This is a genomic window from Arthrobacter sp. NPDC080073, assembly GCF_040686575.1.
Taxonomy (GTDB): domain Bacteria; phylum Actinomycetota; class Actinomycetes; order Actinomycetales; family Micrococcaceae; genus Arthrobacter.
Map to the genome: position 1 here is coordinate 1 of NZ_JBFBKR010000008.1, position 23115 is coordinate 23115.

At 63.4% G+C, this 23115-nt stretch carries 23 protein-coding genes and 1 tRNA gene; 8 read left to right on the forward strand and 16 right to left on the reverse strand.

What is annotated here, in order from left to right; genetic code table 11:
* Positions 1–548 precede the first annotated feature (548 nt).
* From AB0O52_RS11005 to AB0O52_RS11015, 3 genes are all read right to left on the reverse strand, one after another.
* On the reverse strand, positions 549–2906 hold the full coding sequence (locus tag AB0O52_RS11005; RefSeq protein ID WP_364537450.1) for a hypothetical protein: 2358 nt from the start codon (positions 2904–2906) through the stop codon (positions 549–551).
* A 6-nt stretch (positions 2907–2912) separates the two neighbouring features.
* Complete coding sequence (locus AB0O52_RS11010) at positions 2913–3548, reverse strand: peptidoglycan-binding protein (RefSeq protein WP_364537452.1); 636 nt, start codon at positions 3546–3548, stop codon at positions 2913–2915.
* 809 nt (positions 3549–4357) lie between these two features.
* Positions 4358–5011, reverse strand: a complete 654-nt coding sequence (locus tag AB0O52_RS11015) for a TetR family transcriptional regulator C-terminal domain-containing protein (protein WP_364537454.1) — start codon at positions 5009–5011, stop codon at positions 4358–4360.
* A gap of 145 nt (positions 5012–5156) precedes the next feature.
* Here AB0O52_RS11015 and AB0O52_RS11020 point away from each other — a divergent pair, with 145 nt between their 5' ends.
* Together AB0O52_RS11020 and AB0O52_RS11025 are read left to right on the forward strand one after the other, a co-directional pair.
* Positions 5157–6494, forward strand: a complete 1338-nt coding sequence (locus AB0O52_RS11020; RefSeq protein WP_364537456.1) for an MFS transporter — start codon at positions 5157–5159, stop codon at positions 6492–6494.
* Positions 6495–6574: 80 nt separating this feature from the next.
* A complete protein-coding gene (locus AB0O52_RS11025) occupies positions 6575–7492 on the forward strand; it encodes an NADP-dependent oxidoreductase (protein ID WP_364537457.1) in 918 nt (305 codons plus the stop codon).
* Between the two features lie 733 nt (positions 7493–8225).
* Here the strand turns inward: AB0O52_RS11025 and AB0O52_RS11030 are convergent.
* Positions 8226–8873: a hypothetical protein gene (locus AB0O52_RS11030; protein WP_364537459.1), complete on the reverse strand. Its 648-nt coding sequence runs from the start codon at positions 8871–8873 to the stop codon at positions 8226–8228.
* Positions 8870–9226 (reverse strand): helix-turn-helix domain-containing protein, encoded by a 357-nt coding sequence (locus AB0O52_RS11035; RefSeq protein ID WP_364537461.1) that lies wholly within the window; start codon positions 9224–9226, stop codon positions 8870–8872. Before AB0O52_RS11035 ends, AB0O52_RS11030 begins: the two co-directional genes overlap by 4 nt.
* Positions 9227–9798: 572 nt before the next feature.
* Between AB0O52_RS11035 and AB0O52_RS11040 the strand changes: the two genes are divergently transcribed.
* Positions 9799–10023, forward strand: a complete 225-nt coding sequence (locus AB0O52_RS11040; protein ID WP_364537463.1) for a hypothetical protein — start codon at positions 9799–9801, stop codon at positions 10021–10023.
* A 100-nt stretch (positions 10024–10123) separates the two neighbouring features.
* Here the strand turns inward: AB0O52_RS11040 and AB0O52_RS11045 are convergent, their stop codons facing one another.
* The 3 genes from AB0O52_RS11045 to AB0O52_RS11055 all read right to left on the reverse strand — a co-directional run bounded on the left by AB0O52_RS11045 (position 10124) and on the right by AB0O52_RS11055 (position 11315).
* Positions 10124–10540: a hypothetical protein gene (locus AB0O52_RS11045; protein ID WP_364537465.1), complete on the reverse strand. Its 417-nt coding sequence runs from the start codon at positions 10538–10540 to the stop codon at positions 10124–10126.
* 65 nt (positions 10541–10605) lie between these two features.
* Positions 10606–10911 (reverse strand): hypothetical protein, encoded by a 306-nt coding sequence (locus tag AB0O52_RS11050; protein WP_364537467.1) that lies wholly within the window; start codon positions 10909–10911, stop codon positions 10606–10608.
* A 134-nt stretch (positions 10912–11045) separates the two neighbouring features.
* Positions 11046–11315 carry a type II toxin-antitoxin system RelE/ParE family toxin gene (locus AB0O52_RS11055; RefSeq protein WP_364537469.1) on the reverse strand — a complete coding sequence of 90 codons (270 nt, stop codon included), beginning with the start codon at positions 11313–11315 and terminating at the stop codon, positions 11046–11048.
* 261 nt (positions 11316–11576) lie between these two features.
* Between AB0O52_RS11055 and AB0O52_RS11060 the strand changes: the two genes are divergently transcribed.
* Positions 11577–12257, forward strand: a complete 681-nt coding sequence (locus tag AB0O52_RS11060) for a hypothetical protein (protein WP_364537471.1) — start codon at positions 11577–11579, stop codon at positions 12255–12257.
* A 196-nt stretch (positions 12258–12453) separates the two neighbouring features.
* On the opposite strand, the gene AB0O52_RS11065 is transcribed toward AB0O52_RS11060, so the two are convergent.
* A complete protein-coding gene (locus AB0O52_RS11065; RefSeq protein WP_364537473.1) occupies positions 12454–13332 on the reverse strand; it encodes a matrixin family metalloprotease in 879 nt (292 codons plus the stop codon).
* 145 nt (positions 13333–13477) lie between these two features.
* Between AB0O52_RS11065 and AB0O52_RS11070 the strand changes: the two genes are divergently transcribed.
* The gene (locus AB0O52_RS11070; RefSeq protein WP_236815163.1) at positions 13478–13654 is read left to right on the forward strand and encodes a CsbD family protein; all 177 of its coding nucleotides are present in this window, start codon (positions 13478–13480) and stop codon (positions 13652–13654) included.
* 212 nt (positions 13655–13866) lie between these two features.
* On the forward strand, positions 13867–14349 hold the full coding sequence (locus AB0O52_RS11075) for a hypothetical protein (protein WP_364537475.1): 483 nt from the start codon (positions 13867–13869) through the stop codon (positions 14347–14349).
* Positions 14350–14517: 168 nt separating this feature from the next.
* On the opposite strand, the gene AB0O52_RS11080 is transcribed toward AB0O52_RS11075, so the two are convergent.
* From AB0O52_RS11080 to AB0O52_RS11100, 5 genes are all read right to left on the reverse strand, one after another.
* Positions 14518–15357, reverse strand: a complete 840-nt coding sequence (locus AB0O52_RS11080; protein WP_364537477.1) for an aldo/keto reductase — start codon at positions 15355–15357, stop codon at positions 14518–14520.
* Positions 15358–15491: 134 nt separating this feature from the next.
* Positions 15492–15944, reverse strand: coding sequence for a hypothetical protein (locus tag AB0O52_RS11085; RefSeq protein ID WP_364537479.1), 453 nt, complete (start codon positions 15942–15944; stop codon positions 15492–15494).
* 8 nt (positions 15945–15952) lie between these two features.
* The gene (locus AB0O52_RS11090; protein ID WP_364537481.1) at positions 15953–16603 is read right to left on the reverse strand and encodes a bacterial proteasome activator family protein; all 651 of its coding nucleotides are present in this window, start codon (positions 16601–16603) and stop codon (positions 15953–15955) included.
* A gap of 177 nt (positions 16604–16780) precedes the next feature.
* Entirely contained in the window at positions 16781–17362 is a 582-nt protein-coding gene (locus tag AB0O52_RS11095; RefSeq protein ID WP_364537483.1) for a PadR family transcriptional regulator, read from the reverse strand.
* 33 nt (positions 17363–17395) lie between these two features.
* Positions 17396–18379, reverse strand: a complete 984-nt coding sequence (locus AB0O52_RS11100; protein ID WP_364537485.1) for an NAD(P)H-quinone oxidoreductase — start codon at positions 18377–18379, stop codon at positions 17396–17398.
* Positions 18380–18493: 114 nt separating this feature from the next.
* Here AB0O52_RS11100 and AB0O52_RS11105 point away from each other — a divergent pair.
* Positions 18494–18584: transfer RNA gene (locus tag AB0O52_RS11105), tRNA-Ser, on the forward strand.
* Between the two features lie 411 nt (positions 18585–18995).
* Here the strand turns inward: AB0O52_RS11105 and nirD are convergent.
* Entirely contained in the window at positions 18996–19370 is a 375-nt protein-coding gene (gene nirD, locus AB0O52_RS11110; protein ID WP_364537487.1) for a nitrite reductase small subunit NirD, read from the reverse strand.
* A gap of 279 nt (positions 19371–19649) precedes the next feature.
* Between nirD and nirB the strand changes: the two genes are divergently transcribed.
* Positions 19650–22271 (forward strand): nitrite reductase large subunit NirB, encoded by a 2622-nt coding sequence (nirB, locus tag AB0O52_RS11115; RefSeq protein ID WP_364537489.1) that lies wholly within the window; start codon positions 19650–19652, stop codon positions 22269–22271.
* A gap of 18 nt (positions 22272–22289) precedes the next feature.
* On the opposite strand, the gene AB0O52_RS11120 is transcribed toward nirB, so the two are convergent.
* Entirely contained in the window at positions 22290–23063 is a 774-nt protein-coding gene (locus AB0O52_RS11120; protein ID WP_364537491.1) for a potassium channel family protein, read from the reverse strand.
* Positions 23064–23115 lie beyond the last annotated feature (52 nt).

A 23115-nucleotide genomic window follows, 5' to 3' on the forward strand; every position in this document is an offset into this window, starting at 1 on the left:
GCCACACTAAGCTTCAAAAGCTTAGCTACCCCTGATTTCCCGCGCGCTCACTGGGAAGCAAGCCCCTCCCATACACACGTTTTGTCCTATAACCCCGATCCGGACATTTTTGACAGTCAGGGCGAGGGATATCCGGATCCCCTCGATGGATGGCGGGGCCTTCTCCGTTCTTCCTGGTCATCTGACCACTCCGCCGCGGGGATCCGGGTCAACGGCAGGGTGCCCAAAATGGGAAGCCTCTGAGGCTGGATGCGCAAGGCTGGCTTTCAAAAGGGCCAACATTGACCCGATCTGGGCCTGACTCTCATTTTGCTGCATCTGGGCAGCAAGGCCGCATATCCAGAAATCTGGATATGCCCTTATGGGAAGCTATGACGTTCCGCCCTACTGCTCCCAAGCCTGGCGCAAGATATCGTATCTGAAGCGATCCCGATGCGACCTCGAAACGTCGGCCGACGTGCCAGAAGACCGTGGCCTCTGAGTATTGCTAGAGGGGCCGTCGCAGGCATCCTTGGGTGCCCTGGGCTGTTCAAGCATGGGGCGGCGCTTTATGGGCTGGTGCTGGCGGGGGGCGCCGGCGGTTGGTTACCAAGGGGCGCGGTCTGTACGGGTGCAGGACTGCCGGGCGATGCGAGGGCTGGGGTTGGCTCGGGTGCCGAGGGTGTTGCCGCTGGTTCGGGCGGGGCCAGCTGGCCCGGAGTCGAGCTGGGCACCGTCCCCGGCGTTGCACCAGCGGGAATCGTGGGGCCTTCCGAGGGTATGCCGGTCGGCGTCGGTGTGGCGGTTGTGGTTGTTCCGTGAGCTGCGGAGGGATCTTCCTGAATGATCTTTTCGATCTGATTCTTGTAGGCAGACAAGCGTGCCTGAAGCTCGGAAAGGGGCACATCACGGATGTTGGTGCTGAACTGCCGGATTTGGTCCCATACTTTCGCCAATTGGTCCATCCCTGCGGGGCTCAAGGGCCCGTCGAGGGTAAGGACAAGCTGGCTGGCCAGAGCATAGCTCAGGCACTGGACACAGTTGTAGTTTGCGGCTGCCGAGAGGTTCTGAGGGACGATCACATGGGTTTGTCCCGCGATCAGCACCACCTGGAACGCGACGGCGACCGCCCCGCAATCCTTGCAACTGGCGAAGGCATAGGCCTCATTCTTGTTGAGTGCCGAGCCGTCCTCCACCCACACGAGGGCGAATGCGACGTCGTAAACCACCGACCCGTCGCGGGTATTCACGGCCAGGGCCTGGTTCCCGCCGTCACTGGGGGGAAGCGGCTTGTCGAACGGGAAAACCCAGGACGGTGCCGGCGCCGGTCCGGTTCCTTGTTGCGTTTTCGGGACGAGGATCATGGCGAGCTGGGGGTGGTCCGCCGTCGGCCGGGGGCTACCGGAAGGCCAGATCGCGGCCAATTCTCCTTGCCCGCCCGGCGCCAAGCCACCCGGCTTGGGCGTCACTGACGACAACGCATCGACAACTGTGCCGTGCTCGTATGGTTGGATCGGCCGGTAGCTACGGCTGCTCGGCCACCAGGCCGCCGCCAGCAAGGCCGCGATCAAAACCGCGGCGATCACCACGGCACCGCGCCGCCCGGGCCGGTTCCGGGTCTTGCGCCACAGCACTTGTGCTCCCTGCCGCAGCATGCGGAACAAGATGAAGAAGATGCCAAGAATGGGCAGCGCGACGGCCAGGATCATGAGCATTTGTGCAGCGACGGATGCCAAATCCCCGCGGTTCCAGCTTTCGACGAGGGCTATCTGTCTGCGGTTGACGCTCACCCATGCAGTGGCCAGGACCCGTGGAAGCGTGAGCACCATCATCACGAGGCTGGAAAGCAGCATGGGAACCACGATGAGGACCCAAAGGCTGACCACGGCGCGAGCCCACGGTTTGAGGATCTTCGACTCGGGGTGTCGCCAACGCCACGGCAGCAGCCCCAAAAGCGTGGGCCTGATCCGTTGAAAAAGGTCTGGAACCCCCGTGAGATCAGCGAGCACGTGATAGCCATCGAACCGTACGAGGGGAAGCAGCTGGCGCACCATCTGCAGAATCTGGGTCAGGACCACCAAGAGAAGCGCGTCATATGCTGTAGCCCACCAGATGCCGGTGATGAGCACGGTGACTATCGCGTTGAAATACAGGCCACCGAGATCAGTACGGACCCGTCCGGCACGCCCGAGCCGGTAGGAGTCTGTCACGTCCGTGTAGAAGGCCGGCCAGAAGAGGTATAAACCGGCACCCATGACGCCAGGGGCGGCTCCGCCGTAACGGGCCGCGGCGGCGTGGCCGAATTCATGGAACCCCGCAGAGAGGACTGTTGCCGCAACCACGAGCAGTAGCAGCACGGGATTCTCGAAAGCGTCGTATGCAGCGGAGGCAAGGCCCTTGTCCACCAGCACCCACCAGCACACGAAAAGGAAGACCGCCAAGACGGGCACCACCACCAGGGGGTGGAAGAGGGGAGCAAAAGGCGCTGTCAGGCGCCTGGTGGTGTTCGGATCCGTGATGGAAAAGCGGAAACGCAGGCTCAGCAGTGGATTTGAGCGCTTGACCTCCGGCTGTGAGCCATCCGCCAGTTCCAGCAGCCCCAGAGGCCGAAGCTGGGAATCGATCAGGCTAGCGACGTTTCCGACGCTGACTTTTCGACCGAACTCGGCGCTTACTTCCTGGGCGATCTCCTCCAAGCTCCTGCGGCCGTCCACCGCGGACAACAGAAGGTAGAGCAGCCGGGTCAGCTGCAGCGTTTGGCCGTCCGCACGGCGGACGAGAGCAGGAGGCTCGCGGTAGCCGGAACCCTGCATTTCCCCGATCAGCTCTACGCCTTGCGCCCGTGCCGGGGGGATCTGATCCGTCGGCCGCCCCGGCGGCGCCGTCAAACTGCCTTGGTTCGCCGGCCCGCCGGGAGACACCGTCATCTTCGCTTACTGCTGCAGATCGGAGTGCTGGGTCGACGTAGCGGTCGCCGCGCCGCTGACATGCTGGTTGATGATGGCGTCCTGCTGCGAGGCAGCCACCGCGTTGCTGTCAATTGATCCAATGTTGGCTGCCACGCTGGCATCGATCGGGGCGGCGACGTTCGCGTTCGCCGCAACAGCACCGTTGATCGGGGCGTCAATGCCGGCATTCGCATCCAGATTCACGTCTACGTTCAGCAGGTTCCCGTTCACGGCATCCGGACTTGCCACGGTTTGCGGGGCCGGGGCCGGAGCGGGCTGCGGAGTGCTGGCCGGTGCCGCCGCATGGCCGATGGTGCTGTCCTGGGTGGAATTCGCCGTCGCGTCAGCGTTGATGCCTTGATCGATCAGGGCACCCTGATGGGCCACGCCGGCGGCAGTCGAGCCGAACGACAGAACGTTCGCCGACGCAGACGCATCAATTGGCGCCGCGACGTTGGCATTGGCGGCAACACCCAAATCGATCGGGGCCGCAGCCTGAAGGCCCAGATTCAGGTCCGCATTAAGGTCAAGGATCGAAGCCACCTCCTTGTCCGGCAGAGCCGTAATCCCCTCCGCAGCCAACTCATCCGCGGACAGCCCAAGTTCCTGCTCTTCGTTCACGACAACTCCGTTTCCGGCGCAAGAAGCATTCCCCGCGCGCTTTCGAGTAATAAACAAGCAGCCAGACCCGCATCAGCAACACGGCTTCACCGGGCATTCGATGGAACGACAGTGCAGCGGGAATGGATCCCCACTCAATTCATCGCCCGCACAAATACTAAGGGTACTGTTTAATTTTTGCCATCAAGACAGCCAAAGCTTTCGCCCTCCGCCCCGCCCCACCAAGGCGTCGCGACGGAGGTGCGGCCGGATCTCCCCTTTACTTGCGAGTGGGAGAGTCCGTGACGGATGCGTGAGCCTGAAGTCCTGTCTGCATGCATCCGAGTTCGGCTATGTTGGCCCCCTGGCTCTGAGGTTCAGATGAGAGAGTCGAGCTTTCCCCAGAACGCCAGGCGCAAGGCTTTGCGGACTCCTTGCAGGTCGGTCTTGTATTCGCACGTTTTTCCTGTCCCCGTCTCTCTTGTCCTCGTCACCGCCCAAGGAAGAGCCACCGCTCCACGGACGCTTCGCTCGCCTCCCAGAAAACGGCCGCGAAAGCCAGGCGCACCCGCCCTGTCTCACAGAGCCCAGAGCTCCCACAGCCACGGACCAATTGCAGGGTTTTGTACCGAATAGGAGAACAAGTGGAAATGAAAGCGATTATAGGATCGGCTGTTGGTGTCCTGGTGACGATCGGCGTCGCAATCTTCGTGATGTCGCTGGTGGTTCCTCCGAGCGACCCCAGGTTTGGAGCAGCCATCGCGGTGATCATCCCGGTATTCATCCTCGTAGAATTCGCCCGAATTCTGAAGGTGATCGATCATCGACGGCTATTGAACCCGGGGTGGGGCGGAGTCGAGCGGGGTTTCGAAGGTCTCCACGTAGTCGATGGCGGTCTGAAGGGCGTCTCTCAACGGGGTCGTGTTCCTCTGGACCTGGGAGAGGAGCATGCCGCCCTGGAACGCCGAGAGCAGCAGGTTGGCCAGGCGCACGGGATCGGCATCTGCACTGATGCGGCCGAGTCTCTGCATGCGCTGGAGCCCGTCGCGGAAGATGTCCCGCCACTGGTCGAACACATTCGCGAGCTCATCGTGGACGTCAAGGTCAGTCTTGATGATCTCGCTCGCGAGGGACCCGAGGGTGCAGCCTTCCTGATGGGCACGCTCAAAGCCGACATAGAAGTCCGCCCACTCCCGAAGCGCGTCCAGGCTGTCGAAGCTGGCAAACCGCTCACTGCGATGGAAGGAGAGGACTCGCTCGGCACGCCATTCGATGACGGCCAAAACGAGGCTCTCCTTCGTCGGGAAGTAGTGGTTGAGCTGGGATCCGCTGACGCTGGCTGCCCGTCGTAGCTGCTCGTTGTTCGTCGCGTGGACGCCTTTGGTGTAGATGAGCTCCGCAGCGTGCTCCAGGATCCGCTCGCGCGTCGCCTGCCCCTTGTCGGTGAGCTTCCGAGGCTCCCGGATCCCTGCACTGGCTTTCATGCTTCCAAGTGTAAACCAAGAGTGGGCTTGACAGCCCACTCTTGTGGGTTGTTCACTAGAACAACTGGGCTAGCAAGCCCAAAAAATGTTCAGAGCACGGTTCGACAACCGCCGCTCATTGCTGGCCCCGGGAGGTTGATCTGCTGTGCCACGACCGAACGTGCCTTTCGGGCAACAACTAGGACCATGGAGAGACGGGATCGGCCGCGAGGAACGTCTCTGGCTGGCCTTCGCTTCAGCGGTCGTCGCCTTGCTCGCGTCGTTCGCCACGGTGGGATCGACGATCCCGCTGTTCAACATCTATCGGGCGCAGGACGGTTTAAACAGCGCCGACATCTCCCTGGCCGTGGTCGCCTACTCGGTCGGCACGCTCGGGACACTGTTGGTCATGGGCCGCCTCTCCAACTATGCGGGCAGGCGCTCCCTCTCCATCGCCAGCCTCGCCTTCCTGATTGCGGGAACCCTGACGCTGTTGAACGTGCACCACATCGGCATCCTGATCGCCGGTCGGCTGCTGATGGGACTCGGTGCCGGGCTGGCCAGCAGCAGCCTTACCTCCTACATAGTCGACTCGGCCCCGGCCAAGCCGGACTGGCTGGCCTCCGTGGCCTCCAGCCAGACAGTCATGCTCGGGCTGGCCGTGGGCGCCGTCGCATCAGGTGCCCTGGTCCAGTTCGGACCCTGGCCCCGCGACCTCGTGTACATCGTCGACATCAGCTTCCTCCTGCTCGCAGCAGTGATGATCGCCGTCAGCCCCGAAACCGTGACCCGAACAGCAGGCGGTTGGCGGTCACTGCGGCCCAGCGTCCGCCTGCCGGTCAGAGTCAGGAATCTGCTTCCCGTCGCGGCCGCGGTCTTCCTCGCTACCTGGGCAACCGGAGCCTTCTACCAGGCCTTCCTGCCCGCACTGGTCCAAGACCAGCTCCGAACCAGCAGCCCGCTCGTGCTTGGCCTGGTGTTCGCCGCCTACATGGGCTCGAGCGCCCTAGCGGCTCCCATCGGCGGCCGGTTCACGGCGGCTGGAGCTCAGCGCATCGGTATGGTCGCATTCCTGGCAGGGTGGATAGGCCTCATCACCGCGATCGCCACAGGGACACTGCCACTGTTCTTTGCCGCAACCGTCCTCGCCGGCGCCGGCCAGGGCATCGCTATCAGCGCCGCCACGCAGGCCCTCCTGCACGGCGGAACCTCAGCCGACCGGGCACCGATCCTCGCGGTGGTCTACCTCATCTCCTACAGCGGGGCGATCGTCCCCAGCTTCATCGCGGCTCAGCTCTCCGGAGCCTTCCCGCTGCCGCAGATCGCACTCGGATACAGCGGCCTCGCACTCCTCGCCACGCTGTTCACGGCCGTCTCTGCGCACAACCCCCGCACAACCGAGGTCAGGGAGAGCCGCGTGGGCGAAGCGGGGCGGAGCATCCGAGGTGAACAGCCGATGACGATCGGAACGACGGAACCCCGACCAGGCCCAGCCAACGAATGACACCGCGGAGGCTCATCCCCGACAACCCGGCATATTCGCTTCAACCTTCCGCCCAGAAATACACGACAGAGGAGAAAACAATGAAAGCCATCGTGGTAACCGATCAGGCAGCAGGACTGGCCGGAATGACGCTGACCGAGCGCCCCGAGCCGAGAGCGGCCATCAACGACGTGATCGTCCAGATTCACGCCTCGGGATTCGTCCCGACCGAGATGGACTGGCCATCGACCTGGACCGACCGCGCCGGCCACGACAAGACACCGTCGATCCCCGGACATGAGGTAGCCGGAGTGGTCAGCGCCCTCGGCTACGGCGCAACCGGACTCTCGATCGGACAGCGGGTCTTCGGGCTCGCGGATTGGCATCGCGACGGAACCCTGGCGGAGTACGTGGCCATCGAGGCACGCAACCTCGCCCCGCTGCCTGGCGACGTCGACTTCACCGTTGCCGCATCCCTGCCGATCTCAGGCCTGACCGCGTGGCAGGGCCTGTTCCAGCACGGCCGCCTACAGGCCGGCCAGACAGTCCTGGCCCACGGCGCGGCCGGGGCCGTCGGGACGATGGTGACACAGCTCGCCCGCGAGGCTGGCGCCTATGTCATCGGCACAGGCCGACCCGGGGACCGAGAGAAGGCGCTCGACTTCGGAGCGCACGAGTTCGTCGACCTCGAGAACGACGCGCTCGACTCTGTCGGCGGCGTCGACCTGGTCTTCGATGTCATCGGAGGCGACATCCAGAAGCGGTCCGCGGCCCTGATCAAGCCCGGGGGAACGCTGGTGTCCATCGTCGGACAGATCGAGGCACGCCCGGCCAATGGCCTGGCGGTGGACTTCGTCGTGGAGGCCGATCGCGCCGAGCTGGGCGAGATCGTGCAGCGGGTCCGGGACGGCCGACTGCGAACGAACATCGACACCATCGCGCCCCTCGACCAAGCGGTCTCAGCCCTCAACCCCACCGCCCGCCGCAACGGAAAGACGATCATCAGCATCCGCCCGTAGCGGGCAAAGTCCGCGTGGACCGGCATCGGCGGACCAGTGAGGTAGGCGGCAGCCCCGTGGCGGCCGCCTACCACCGCGGACGCCTTCCGGGCCAATCTCGGCCGCCACGTGTCAGGATCCGCGCTAGGACAGCTCGGACGGACGCCACCGTCTGCCGGTAACTCTCCGCGGCGGAGCCGCGGGGACGAGGACGAGCCTCCACAACGGTACCCAGGAATGCTCGGCGAGGTGCCCTCAGGACAGCGCCTGGCGGTCCGCAGGGGCTACCGGTCCTGGTCCTGCGGGACTCCACGCAGCTGGGCGGAGCGGGACCCGACACTGTTGGTGCGGCCTCCGCCGTGGCGGTGCCGGGCGCCGGGCCTTGAGGCGGTCCTTGGAAGTTGCACGAGCATGGCCGTGCCCTGACAGCCGAAGGACCAAATGTCTAAGTTGGCTGTCAGAGGACCCTCTGGTTTGTCAGAAGGACCAAGTTGCCTGTCAGTCAACTATCGCCTTCGACGACGACGTAAGGATCCGCCGCGCGTTGTCGGTGGCTCAAAACATCCGGTTCATGCGGTCCCGGGTCGAATTCCACCTTGAGGAGTAAACGGGCAGTCTGCGGCGGGGAGCTCCTCGACTCCTTCCGCACACACGAAGTCCATCAGATCCCGACCCTGAAGGACCTGAAAAGGTAAGAATCCGGCTAGTGAACAATCAAGACTGAGGACAACGGCAGCCCTTCCGAAAGACTGATTCACTTCGTATTTAGGGCGTCAGTGCCGGCGAACGCGAGAAAGGCTCTTGTCTGCCGCAATCTCCTTAGCCCCATGGGAACCGCCACCACGAAAAGGATCATGGTAAAGGCGTACAGCACCATCGCGGGTCCCAAGTCGGGCCACATCATCAGATTTCCCAGGGCCAACAATAGGTATCCCGGCAGCAGACGCAATGAGAACCGCTGGAGAATGAGAGTCTGTCGGGCGGCCGCGAGCACGACGTTCAACTCTTCAGGGTGGACCGACTCCCGGCCTTTGATCTGGTTCGCGACGCGCCGCCGCTGCGTGAGGGACAGCTGAGCCACTACCAAGCTCTGGCTGTTGGGCTTTTCGCCGGTTCGTCCGGCATGAAACCAGACGCTGACGTCAAGGAGTATCCCTGCACACTCTATGATGACGCCTGCCGTTTTCAGCCAACCGGGGACTACGATGACATTCCTGAACAGCGGCTGGAGCAGAAGGAGCGTGGTGACACCACTCATCGCCGCAACAAGCACGACCACTACGACGACGAGGGCCCAGGCTTCGCGTTCGGCTGACGACCCCGCCTCTGGCTGCAAGCCCTTCGCAACCCTTGCAGCTGCAGCCCACCGCCGGGCAGCATCCCCCTCTTCACTGTCCGTCATCGGCGGCGCGCCGGTTGGGCTGGGGCCCTTGGTCCGGCACCGGTGTCAGAGTTCTCGTATCCTTCATCCCTTGCACCGGCCAGGATCTGCTGGACGCGCTGGTAGGACACTCCGAATACCTCGGCGATTTCCGGAGGGGTCATGCCTTCACCCACCAGTCCAAGGATCGCTTCCACGCGAAGCCGCCCGGCCTCATTCAACAGCCCGTCGGCCCGGACTTTCAAGGACTCGGCCTGCCCCCATGCGAGCATGCCCGGGCAGACCGCCTCATAGACGACGTCGAAGAGTATCTGGTCCCCTCCAACCCGCAGAACATTAGCGAGCCGTTCCGCCAAGGACCGTTGCGCGGCCATCAGGCGAGGCCCAGCGACACTAATGGACCTTTCAATATCGCTCACCGACCACTGAGCACCCTCCCAAACGGCCCTGACCTGAACGGTCACCGGAGATTTCTCGGGTCTTTCTCGGCTGCAGAGCCAGTTGCTGAGCCGAACCGGGTCGTACCGGGCTGCGCCACGGTTCCCGGACAGGCGTAAATCAGCCGACGTACCGTTATTCACGTCTGCCAAGGCCTTAAAGGACATCACGTCCATTCCTGCCCGTTTGGCTGCCTGCCGCAAAGTCAACGGAACCCGCCGTGACGGTACTCCAGCGTCCATCCCATGTCCTCCCCAAAGGCACCAAGGTTCTTGGTTAGAGTCAACGGCCCGGGGACTGGTCCTCGCACGAGTGCCAGATACTTGATTTCCGACGGGCTCTCGAACCAAAACACTCAGCCTACTTACTATTCACGCCGCGTCCCGTGTTGCGCAGCCGTCAGGACTGCCCTCGCCCACGGCTCAACTGTCTCAGACTCGGCAGCTATTCCGTCGATCTCTATTGCGAGACCTGGTCACCGGATGCACAGTTCGGCCGGTCCTGCCCGATGGTCATCTTGCAGGCCGCCCCGGACCTCGATGAGGACGACTTCGAGGGCACCCCGGAACATACTGCCGCCAAGGCTGCGCTCAGTAACTACTGGCGGCGCTATGGTTTTGTTCCCGTCGCGAAGGACTATATGGTCTTCGGCGAAGCTTTCACCCCCGACCCGGACTCCCCACACTTCGAGCGCCTGACCATGGTGCAGCCCGAAAGTGGGTTCCGCAGCTAGCCGGAGCTGGGGGCTGCCGGACAATACTCGGCTGAACACGCTGCGCGGTCTCCGGTCACTTGGGGTCGGTCGATCCTGCTTCCTTGGGGTACCGCTGATCTCAGGTCATCGGAAATACGTTGAATGCATCTTTGGACCGACTTACGCCCCAAAGCAGGACGGACCCGTCGCGTCTTCGGACGGCGATGGATCGTTGGACGCTTAAGATGTCCACGCCCTGCGGGCAGTCGTACTCGGTGCGTGCTGTGAACTCTTCCGCGAATCTGCGGCTGATGACGGGAGCGAGCTCCCTCAATTTCCGTTTCTCGTAGGTGGAGAACCCGAGGTAGGCGGCCAACGCGATTCCCGCGACGATGAACACGGGCCATTTGGGAATTTCTGCCGCCGCCGCCCCGTACAGGGTGGCACCCGTCAGGATCCAGAACAGGATGAAGCAAACCGCCGAGATGATCCTGAGGGCTCGGTATTTCCTCGCCTCGGGAAATGCAACAGTGAAGGCCGTGCGAGCATCATCCATGAGGCGCCCCGATCCAGTGCTGCAAAGTTCGGTCCTAATAATCGAAACTACTCATAGTCTGCCACTCACCCGTTGGTGGGACTCGTTCTCGAAACGTCAAGGGCCGTCGCCCCTGGCTGGCCGCTCCGGGTGCTTGGGGTCTTTGCCGCGTTCGCGCCAGTATTCGTCACGCTGCCACAACGTAAACCGGTCACCTGCACGCAGAGCACCGTCACGGCGACCGCCAGGATGATGGTTCGGATCCAAAGCCATGGTTCAGAATCGATGCCCATGAGGCTCAGAACGGTGGTCACGAACACGAAGGCCGTTACAGGAAGGAACCAATAGCTGATCCGACGTAATCTGCGGCGCATCTCCTCAGTTGTGGCCACGAACCCTCCTGAGTCGCTCGCCAATCTTGTTCTCGCCAGTGAACCAAGAATGTCGCGCCCGCGATAGAACTGAGAGCCGACGCCGGCGGACAAGTTTCAGTGACGTTCCCCCATGTCCTGTTCGCAGCTTCGTCTTAGCGGTACGCGCCGCGGCGATGAGCGATCGAGACGATCTCGATCAGTACGACGTCCTCAATGATCCGGTAGATGACGCGGTACTCTCCCCGCCTGGCCGAATAGAGGGGGAACAATAGCTCTTGCAACTGCTTGCCCACACGGTGAGGGTTCTCGCTCAGGGCGCCGGTGATGAACTCAAAGGCTGCGGCCGCAACCTTCTCCGGCAGGTCATGGGTTAGAGCCCGTTTTGCCGACTTGGAGAATCTGACCTCATAACGAGGGCTCATGCCCCGTGTTTGGTCGTGCGCATGCCCACGTCTGATAAACCAGCGGCGAGCGACGGCCAATCCCACCGAACCAATCCGTGAGAGTCGGGGTCAAACGTGAATGCCCGGGCGTGAATGCGAATCGACCATGCTCACGCCCGGCGCGCCGGGCTTCCGAAGTCCAGGCAACAGGATAGAAAAGATGAGCGGGAGCTATCGGCTTCCGCCCGCCGTCCCCTTTTCCGGAGGACAAACTTCCGAGCTCCCGAATACCTGAGGGTCATGAACTTCCTTAAATGCCTCGCCCTGATCGCCGCATTCCTCTTTGCCGCATTGGCCCTCACCGGATGCCAGCAGGGAACCCACTCCGCCGCCGAAGCGATGACCAAGGCCGCGTCGCCAGCAGTTCCCCAGGCAGTGGCCCCCGTTCCAATGGGCGCCGCCTCAGGTGCGGCGGCTGCAGCCGTCAAGTCCATCCACTCCCCCGGCGTCGTCGCTACCGACGAGCAGCTTGCCGCCGGACAGTGCGCCGCCAAAGTGGTCGATGCCGCCACCGGCGAGTACCTGCCGGACCCGGCCTGCACTCCGGGGGCCGCAGATCCAGCGGTTACCCAGGAGAACATCGATTCAACCATTTGCACGAGCGGCTACACGGCCACGGTGCGCCCGCCCGCTTCGAACACAGACAAGGTGAAGGCCGAGAGCCTGCGCGAATACGGCCAGGTCCCCACGAAAACCACGGAATACGATCACCTGATCAGCTTGGAGCTCGGCGGCACCAACTCCGTCTCGAATCTGTGGCCTGAGCCGAACAAGTCGAGCGCCACGGGGACCACAAACCCGAAAGACGCGGTGGAGAACACTCTGCACAGGGCCATCTGCGCTCACAAGGTCACCCTGTCAGCTGCCCAGGAGGCGATCGCCCACAACTGGATCACTGCGGTCAAAGACCTCGATTTGTAGCTCCGCGAGGCGCTGACTCCGACGATCAGAGTCGGCAACTGGGGTCGGACATTGTTTATCTAGCCCTGCACGAGGGGCCCGTCAAGGAGCTCATCGCGGAATAGAGCATGAGCGGTTCGCGCCGAATGATGGCGCACGCCGATGGATGTGCCGCCCGAGGAACCCTCATGTATGCAGCAGCTCCCGTGCCGCCCCCCTACAGGGTGGGCTGGCACTTTCCTTGACCGAGGAGGGAGAGCCCGGTGAGGTCACCGGCGCCGAACGACACCACGCCTGGAGTTTCGGAGGGATTCATGATTTGGGTCGGGTCATTGACATGGTCCAGGCCCACCACGTGACCGAGTTCGTGCTCGATCACCGCCCGGACCTGGTCCGTTCCTGCTTCTGCGGACATTCGTTGAAGGGCAGGGCTATTCAGTTCCACCTGCCCGCTGACGTAGGTGAAGCCGGTATTCCCAAAGCTGACGGCCTGGCTGCCGCCCAGGCCCGTGACGGTTTCCCCTCGGGCGGGGTTTGTGAATTTCGGTTGTTCGGCGTGGGTTTCCCAGGCGATGAGGACAGGGGCCCAGCGGTCCCCGTACCGATCCTTCTGATAGGACAGACGGTCCGCGGACGGGGCCTCTGTAGTGTCGCCGTCGTTGACGAAAGTCAGTCCAGTTGCATGGGAGACCGCAGTGATAGCTTCCTGGATGAGCTCGGGGCCGGCGGCGGGTGAGTTGTCGGGGCGGGTGACGTAATGGATCGCCCGGCAGGGATCATAGGTGACCGGGCTGCCGTCCTCATGCTTCTGCAGGAAGGAGTAAGACTTGCTGGTCACGGTCAGCGGTGCGGGCTGCCCGAGCGGGCCCGGGTTTTCCCCGATACCCGGCGGCGGATGATCCTTTGCCTGGAGTGCCGCCGCGCCGGCAGGGCCGCCCGGCGCCAGGGGCCCGGCCGCCCCCGGATTGGCAATGCCGGTTAGTCCACCAAGCCCATTCAGCCCGGGCACGGAGGGGGCCACGAAATAGACCCCGGCCAGAAGGACAACGATCCCGGTGACGATCGAAACAGTTTTGGCAACGAACGAATATCCCATGTTCCCGGCACCCGAATCCAGGCAGGGTCGGTGGGCTCGTCGACGGGTGGACCAGCCGGGCCGGACTTGAAATCCGAGCCCTAAGCATGCTTAGTATGTAGTAACGGCCGTATCGATCGGCTGCCGAACCAGAGGAGGAAACACCATGGGACTAGGCGACAAGATTGAGAACGCCGCCGAAAAGGCTGGCGGTAAGGGCAAGGAAGCTGCAGGCAACGCCACGGGCGACGAAAACCTGAAGGCGGAGGGCCAGGCAGACCAGGCCAAGGGTGATTTGAAGCAGGCCGGCGAGAAGGTCAAGGACGCCTTTAAGAAGGACTGACCTGACGGTCTAGCGAAGGGCGCATCCCATCGGGGTGCGCCCTTCGCCGTACCCGGCACTTGATTCCGGCAGGCAATCGAGCGAAACACTCCGCATACTTACTATTCATGGACGCCGGGCATCCTCAAAGGTATTGTGAGCTGCACCCGGCTCTTGCCGATCCGGGAACTGCGTCAAGGGGATCGCAGTGGAATCGCATCTGGGGGGATTTGATGACAACGCTGGTCCAGTCCGAGGGCGAATCACACGTTCACGCAGAGGTGGACACCGTTTCCGACGCGGACGGCGGTAGGGCGTGGTTCAGCTCCGAAGATGAAAATGTAAGGCTTGAGGACGTGGATGAAGGGTTCCTCCGGATCATTTTGCGCCCTGGACGCCGAATCACTGCCGAGGACGGAGCTCTTGTCCGGGAGCGGTATTTGGCTCTGACGGGAGGAACGGGCGCCGCAGTACTGCTGCAGGTCATCGGCGTCGAGTCTGTCAGCCGCGACGCCGTCCGATTCTTCAGTGAAGCCGCCACCATCACGGCCTTTGCGATCCTGGGCAGCACACCAGTGGACCGCGTCATCGCCCACGGCAGGCACGGACTCCCTGCACCGCAGTGCCCTACCCAGTACTTCTCTGACGAACAAGAGGCCCTGGGGTGGCTGCGGGCCCTGGGTCGCGAGCGGGTCCCGGAACTTCAGGAGGACTGAGAGGCCCGGCATCTTCGAGCTGCCGGGAACCAGGTACAGGCGCCGGAGCCAGGACCTACTGATGCGAAGTTAAGACAAGAAGTTAAGACAAGAAGGCCTCGCACCTGTCCGGTGCGAGGCCTTCTTGTTGAGAACCTGCGCGAGTTGAGAAAATCCGCGCTTTGAGAGCTACGCGAAGTCTGAGACCGCCGGATCCGGTCCGATGCGGCCTGCAGCGCCTCGGTCCAGGCCGTTGATGGCTTCAACGTCAGCCTCATCCAAGGTGACGCCAAGTGCTGCGAAGTTTTCCTGGATCCGGGACTCGGTCACGGACTTGGGAATCACGACGTTGCCGATCGCCAGGTGCCAGGCGATAACCACCTGCGCCGGGGTGGCGCCGTGCTTGGCAGCGATCTCGGCGATAGTGGCGTTCTCAAGCAGCTCGCCGCCCTGGCCCAAAGGAGACCAGGCCTGGGTCAAAATGCCGCGTGCCGTAGCGAACTCCCGGAGTTCCGCCTGGTTGAAGAACGGGTGCAATTCGATCTGGTGGATCGCCGGAACAACCCCGGTCTCGTCGATCAGCCGTTGCAGGCCTTCCTTGCTGAAGTTGGAGACGCCGATGGACTTGATGCGTCCGCGCTTCTGGAGCTCAATGAGCGCCTTCCAGGTGTCCACGAACTTGTCCTGCTTGGGCTGCATCCAGTGGATCAGGTACAGGTCAAGGGTTTCCAGGCCGAGGCGGTTCATGGACTCTTCGAAAGCCGCGAGCGTGGATTCGTAGCCCTGGTCAGCGTTCCACAACTTGGTGGTGATGAAGATTTCCTCGGGCTTGAGGCCGGAGGATGCGATGGCGCGTCCCACGCCTGCCTCGTTGCCGTAGATCTTGGCGGTATCGATGTGGCGGTAGCCGGCGTCGAATGCCTGACGCACTACCTTTTCGGCTACATCGTCCTCAACCTGCCACACCCCGTAGCCGAGCTGGGGGATGGAGTTGCCGTCGTTAAAAGTAAGGTTCGGTGACGAAGTCATGGCTTCCATCCTGCCAGCCGCGAACCCAGGGTGGCTACGGATTCCGGCCACTCTAAGCTAGGCGCTTAATAGTTGTTATGCGGGAATAGACGCGTCTGCAGCTATATCGCCAACAACCTATTATCGCCAGCAACCTACGAGCCAGCTCTTGCGCTGAGCAGCCTTTCAGCCTCCTCGACATGCTCGTAAACGGCCTCAGCGCGTCGTCGAACCGAAGCGGCTCCCACAGGAACGGGCCCGACGGCGAGACGCAGCATCGCAGCCGCCTCCGCCGTGGTGGCAAGAGAGTTCCCCGCTTTGGACAGCGCGCGGTGGACGCCGGCGAGCGATCCGGGAATGTCCAGCGCATCACTAGGCGCACGGAGCTGGGCCTCGGCGCAGATGGCACGTACCCTGGACGACAACTCTGCCAGTTCGTCCGCTATGGCCACGAGTTCGACGTAGAGCTGTTCGTCCTCCACGCCTTCAAGCACTTGGTGGTACCGGTCAAGGCCGCGATGGAAGCGATCGTGGGCACGCCTCCAGAGTCCTTTGCCAAGTTCAGCGTCATCCTTCCGCCCCTGTCGGACGGCCCCAAAGAATCCCAACCCAGCGCTCAGAGGTACTGGCCTGGACCGTGGTCCGGTTCCACGCGATCCGGTTTGCCGGGTTCCTCTTCCTTGCCGGGAAGGCGGGCGCGCTGAGGCTCACCATTCTCGCCAATAACGACGCCCGGCGCGATCATGGTTCCGGGTGGCAGCTGGCGAAGCTGCAACTGGGCCACCGCGTGCTCCCTGGCTGCCTGCTGGGCGGCGATGGCGGTCTGGATCCCATGGAACAACCCCTCGAGCCACCCGACCAGCTGGGCCTGCGCAATCCGGAGTTCAGCGTCGGAGGGCGTGGCGTTTTCAGGGAAGGGCAGGCTGATGCGCTCCAGCTCCTCGACGAGTTCCGGAGCGAGGCCCTCTTCCAGCTCCTTGATGGAGCGTTCGTGGATTTCGGCAAGCCGTCCGCGAGCGGCGTCGTCCAAGGGCGCGCTCTTCACTTCTTCGAGGAGCTGGCGGATCATGGTGCCGATCCGCATGACCTTGGCTGGTTCGTCCACGAGGTCCTGCAAGGTGCTGCCCTTCTTGACGCCAGGCTTGCCGTCGGCCTTGGGACCCGCTTCCGATGTGCTCTGTGCCGTGCCAGCGTCCAAGGTTGTGCCCTCCACCGGGATGTCGTCAAAACTCTCGCCACTGGGTTGAGTCTCGTCCTGATCGCTCATGCGTTCATACTCTCATGGGCCGCAACTCAGCCCAGCGCCTTGACGAGTATTTCGCCTTCGTCCTTAGCGAAACTCCGCTAGGCGGATCAGCGCGTCGGCGTCGTCGGGGCCGAGCAGCCGGATCCGGACGGCGGCATTCGTCAATGTTTCGATGTCGGCACCCCCTTGGGGAGCAGTCTATGCGGTGGGTGCTACCGTAGCGCGGACGGTTCCGTTCATGCCGTTGCCGGCGCCATTGGCCTGCTGGACCAGCCTGGCGTCGCAAAGATCGAGCCAGCGGGCCTCCGCCTCGGCATGGAAGATCAGGGAGTCGAGGATGAGCAGCCTGGCAGTGTCCGTCACCCTTTGGTTGGCGGCGACATCCTTGCGGGCCTGGGTGTACTCCTGCAGTTCGCGCAGGGAAATCTCACGTTGGGCCTGAATGAGCGCGGGGACGTCGGTGCCCGCCGTCGTAACGGCCAGGGCCAGTTTGATGGCCAATTCGTTCCTCGGCGGGGCCCCACGATCGACGGCGGTCATGAACCATCGGCGGATCTCCGCAGTCCCGGCGTCGGTGATGCTGAAGAGCACATGGCCGCGGCCGTCGTCGCCCTCCTTGCGGACCAAAGCATCGCGCTCCAGCCGGTTCAGGGTGGTGTACACCTGTCCGATGTTCAGCGGCCAGACGGCTCCTGTGCGTTCCTCGAACGCAGCCCGCAATTGGTAGCCGTAACGTGGCTGCTCCTGAAGCAATGCCAGGATGCTATACCGGATGGACATCGCTCTCCTTCGTACTGCCGGTGGCGGGCGCCGCTAAAGCAGCAGCAGGACTTTGCCCATATGCTCGCCGGAATCGAAGTATTCGTGGGCTTCGCGGACCTGATCCAAAGGGAATGACTTGGCCACGAACGGCTTGATCCGGCCGTCCGCGAGCATTGGCCAAACCGATTTGCGGACGGCGTTCATGATGACGCCCTTTTCCGCAACGGGACGCGGACGGAGCGCTGTGCCGATGATCGCCGCCCGCTTGCTGAGCAACTGGCCGAGGTTGAGTTCGCCCTTGGCACCACCCTGCAGCCCGATCACCACCAGCCGGCCGTAGTCGGCGAGGGCTTCCACGTTTTGCTGCAGGTATTTGGCACCGACGACGTCGAGAATCACGTCCGCGCCTTTGCCGCCGTTTTGTGCCTTGAGGCTTTCGGCGAAGTCTTCCTCCGCGTAATTGATGGCAATGTCGGCGCCGAGGAAGGCTTTCGCGGTGCCGACCTTTTCGGCCGTACCGGCCGTCGTCGCGACCGTGGCACCGAACGCTTTGGCGAGTTGGATCGCCATGGTGCCGATGCCGCCCGTGGCGCCATGGATCAGCACCGTCTCACCCGCTTGCAGTTGTGCAGTCATGATGAGGTTTGAGTACACCGTGGCGGCGACCTCTGGCAGGGACGCCGCGGTGACCAGATCCACGCCGTCGGGCAATCGCACAACCTGCTCCGCCGGGACAGCAACCTGCTGCGCGTAACCGCCACCCGAAAGCAGGGCCACTACTTTGTCACCCACGGAAAACGGCTTGCTCACGTCGGGCCCGAACGCGGCAATCCTGCCGGAGACCTCAAGCCCCGGAATTTCGGATGCTCCCGGTGGTGGCGGGTAGAACCCGCGGCGCTGCTGGACATCCGCCCTGTTGAGACCGGCGGCCACGACGTCGATGAGAACCTCGCCGGGGCCGGGAACCGGAGCCGGTACGTCCCGGATTTCCAGAACCTCGGGCCCGCCCGGTTCGGAGATGTAGACGGCTTTCATAGAGTGCTCCCGATCGCTAGCTCAGTGCAGTTGGCCTTTCAGACACCTTAACCGCGTTAATCGCGGCGGCAGGTTTTTGGCGCAGCCAACTCCCTATGAAACACTACTAGGCAGGGAAGGTTGTCCGAGCGGCCTAAGGAGCTGGTCTTGAAAACCAGTGTGCGGTAACCCCGCACCAAGGGTTCAAATCCCTTACCTTCCGCCAAGTTAGTCATATCGGAACCCCCGGCCAGCGAAAGCTTGCCGGGGGTTCTGCTGTACCGAACGCTTTCGGCCGCTGACGCCGATCAACTTTGCCCGGATGACGGGTTATAGGCCAAAACGTGTGTAAATCCCAGGCGCGTCATGTCCGCCCCGGGATAGTCTTCGCCCGGATGGTGGATTCTGCTCAATCACTCGAATGGACAAATTGCGGGCCCGCGGAATCACGGGACCGGCAGCCTTCGGCGAAGAGCGTGATCCAGCAGAATTCGACGGTGTCCATACATCGTCGACCTAGCTTCGCCTACCGGGAGCCATTGCAAGGCGCCAACGGGGATCAGGCAGCATAGGAAACGCCAAATGGCCGGCTCCGCGGGCGGAACCGGCCGGAATGGGCGTCGGGAGCTGGAGCAGCCTAGACCGCTACTTCGACGTATCCGTCCACGAGGCGGGTGGCGTAGCTTGCGAGCCGGAGCTCGGGGTTGGTGAAGCATTCGCCGGTTTCAAGGTCATAGACCTCTTTGTGGAGCGGCGAGGCGATGGTGGGACGGCTGCCCCGGGAGCCGACGATTCCCCGGGCCATGACGTTGGACAGCGTTGCCGGGTCCTGCTGGGATACCGCCAGGACCTCATCCGGCGTGGTGCGGAAAAGTGCTACTTGCTTGCCTCCGACCAAGGCAGCTTCGCCCCAAGCCGGCTCCAGCTCGTCGATTGCGCAGACGCGGTGCCAACCGGACGCGGTCGGTGCGCTCCGCTGTTGATGTTTTTCCCGATCCAGAATTACGGTCATTTCAGCCCCTATCGCTTAGCCTGCCGGTCGGGCGGATCCAATTCCGCCGTCGGGCACGGGCCGTTTGCGGCCACAACTTCACGGTAGGCCTGCGATGTTTCGCCGGAAGGCAATCAATGTGTCCTGTTCGTAAAGGAGACCTCACATCGCCGCAATCCTCACCGTGATGCCGAAGTTAAGCCCCCGAAACAAAGGGGAAACTGACGCGAAACTGCGTGTCTTTAGTCTGAAGTGACAAGTCGCGGATGACGGTTCTGCGGCACATGCGAAAGGCCGCCAGTGACCGGACATACTTCCCCTTCAGAGAACCCGCGCCGCATTGTGGTCGCGGGCGGAGGCCCTGCGGCCCACCGCTTTGCCGATGCCATGCATACCCGCGGTCTTGAGGGCTGGCACGTCACGGTTCTGACCGAGGAAGCGCATCTTCCCTATGACCGGGTCACGCTGAGCAAGGCGCTCATCGAGGTGGACTACGACCTCACCCTCGGGCACGCGTCGATGTGGGACCACGATGCGCTGGACCTGCGCACCGGCGAGCGGGTGGTCAGGATCAACCCCGATGCCAAGTCAGTGGAAACCGCGGCCGGCAACAGCTACGAATACGATGCCCTCGTGGTCGCGACGGGTTCGAATGCCGCCCGACTTCCCATCCCGGGCGCCGAGCTCACACACGTCTACCGCACGCTCGAAGACGTCTGGGCCATCAACGAAGCAATCACGAAGCTTACGGATAAGCTCGGCCGCAAGGTCAACGCTGTCACCATCGGCGGCGGCCTCCTAGGCCTCGAATCGGCCGCAGGCACGGAGCGGTTGGGCGCCACCCCGATCGTCATCGACGGCGCGTCCTGGCTGATGGCCACCCAGCTCGACGAAGGCGCGGGCCAGGCTCTGGGGCGCCTCATCAAAGACAAGGGCTTCGAAATCCACGGCGGCGTGTTCCCGTCTGAAGTATTGTCCGACGACGACGGCCAGGTCACCGGTGTCCTCATGGCCGACGGCCGCATCATCGACGCCGACATCGTGATCGTCGCGATCGGGGTCAGGCCGCGAGATGAGCTCTTCCGTGCTGCGGAGGGAGAGGAACAGGTCTTCACGCTTGGCCCGCGCGGCGGTGTTGTCATTTCCGATGGTTGCGAGACCGAGGTCCCCGGAATCTTCGCCATTGGTGAGGTCGCGAACTTCGAGGGCATGTGCCTGGGACTCGTGGCGCCGGCGAACACCATGGCCGAGATCGTGGCCGACCGGCTGCACGGCGGGCAGGCGACCTTCCCCGGCTTCGACACCGCCACCAAGCTCAAGCTCTCCGGCGTGGACGTCGCCAGCTTCGGCGACGCGTTCGCCAAGACCGAGCACTCCCTGGAAATCGTCTACGCCGACCCCGCCCGGGGCGTGTACCAGAAGATCGTCACCACCGACGACGCCAAGACCCTGCTCGGCGGCATCTTCGTCGGCGACGCCACCCCGTACATGAGCCTGCGCCCCCTGCTCGGCCGGGAACTGCCCGCCGAACCCGGCGCCTACCTCACCGCAGCCGGCGGCGGCGACGCCCCCGAGACCGAACTGCCCGACGACGCGGTCCTGTGCTCCTGCAACAACGTCCCCGCCGGGAACATCCGCGACGCGATCAACGGCTGCGGCTCCTGCGAAGGCAACGCCCCCGTCCGGGAACTGGGCGAACTGAAGACCTGCTCCCGGGCCGGCACCCAGTGCGGCTCCTGCGTGCCGATGCTCAAGAAGCTCCTCGAAGGCGAGCTGAAGAAGTCCGGCATCGAGGTCTCCAAGGCGTTGTGCGAGCACTTCAGCCTCTCCCGCCAGGAACTCTTCGACGCCATCCGGGTCCTGGAACTGGACTCCTTCGAAGACATCCTGGCCAAATACGGCACCGGCGCGGGCTGTGACATCTGCAAACCGACCATCGCCTCCATCCTCGCGTCGCAGCATTCCGCGTACGTGCTCGACGCCGGCCGCGGCACCCTGCAGGACACCAACGACCGCGCCCTGGCCAACATGCAAAAGGACGGCACCTACTCCGTGGTCCCCCGCATCCCGGGCGGGGAGATTACGCCGGACAAGCTCGTCGTCATCGGCACGATCGCCAAGAAGTACGGCCTGTACACGAAGATCACGGGCGGGCAGCGGATCGACATGTTCGGCGCCCGCCTCGAACAGCTCCCGGAGATCTGGGGCGAGCTCATTGACGCGGGGATGGAGTCCGGCCAGGCCTACGGCAAAAGCCTGCGCACCGTGAAATCCTGCGTCGGATCCACCTGGTGCCGCTTCGGCGTCCTCGACTCGGTCGCCATGGCCATCAACCTCGAGCTGCGCTACCGCGGCCTGCGCAGCCCGCACAAACTCAAAATGGGCGTCTCCGGCTGCGCCCGCGAATGCGCCGAAGCCCGTGGCAAGGACGTCGGCGTGATCGCGACTGCGGAAGGGTGGAACCTGTACGTCGGCGGCAACGGCGGCGCGAACCCCGCCCATGCCCAGCTCCTCGCCGGCGGCTTGGACGACGACACCCTGATCAAATACATCGACCGCTACTTTATGTACTACATCCGCACAGCCGACCGCCTCCAGCGCACCGCCCACTGGCAAGCCGAGCTCGACGGCGGCCTCGGGCACGTGCGCCAGGTGGTCGTCGAGGACTCCCTCGGCATCGCCGACGAGCTCGAAGCCGCCATGGCCAAGCACGTCGGGTCCTACGAGGACGAGTGGGCCGCGACCCTGAAAGATCCGGAACGGCTCCGGCGCTTCCGCTCCTTCGTCAACGCCCCCGACCAGAAAGACGAGGCCATCGTCTTCGTCCCGGAACGCGGCCAGATCCGTCCCGCCACCAACGAGGAAAAGAGCGGCGTTTTGATTTCTTCCGCGAGCATCCCCGTCCGCGGTCGCGACGACTAAAACCCACCTTTCGGCGGGCTAGGGCGACGGGGAGTGGTCGCCGCGGGCTCCGACTACGCCGCCCTCCGGCTCGCCGTCGGGGTTTTCCAAAAGCGCGCTGAGGCGCTCGACCTGCTCGGCCAACCGGCGAATCTCCTGTTTCATGGGTTCCTCGGCGACTGTCGCGGCCGCCGCAGCTCCGGAAGAGACCTGTTCAACCAGCCACGACGCAACCGAAGCCGTCACGACGCCCAGGACCGCGATTCCACAGACCATCAAACCTCCCGCAACGCAGCGGCCCACAACCGTCACAGGGTAGTGATCCCCGTAGCCAACGGTGGTGATAGTGACCATCGCCCACCAGATGGCATCGCCAAAGTTGGTGATGTTGGCGCCCGCGGCGTTCTCCTCCGCATCAAGCACGGCGAGCGCACCACAGTACGTCAGGAGGGCCGCGGACCCGAGGACGAAAGTGAGGATGCGGCCCCGCATGGCGTTCCCGGCGGTGCGATGAAGCAGCTTAAGCAGTGTCACGAGCCGTAGCAGCCTCAGGGGCCGCAGGACCGGGAGTGCCAGTATCAGCAATTCGTGCAGGTTCCTAACGAACCATTTGGCGCGACGCCGCGCCAAAAGGATGCACATCGCATAGTCCAGGGCAAACACCACCCAGGTGACCCAGATGATCGTGTCAACGACCGTGGATTGGGCCTCGCTAAGATTGGCGATCACCTGGAACGAGTAGGCCACCAGGAACAGCACTGCTGCCGCCACCATCGGCCATTCGGAAACCTGCCGCCATCGCTCTTGGGTCATTCGTCGATACTAGCCACCTGCACTATTGACCGCGTTCGGCTGTTGGCACACG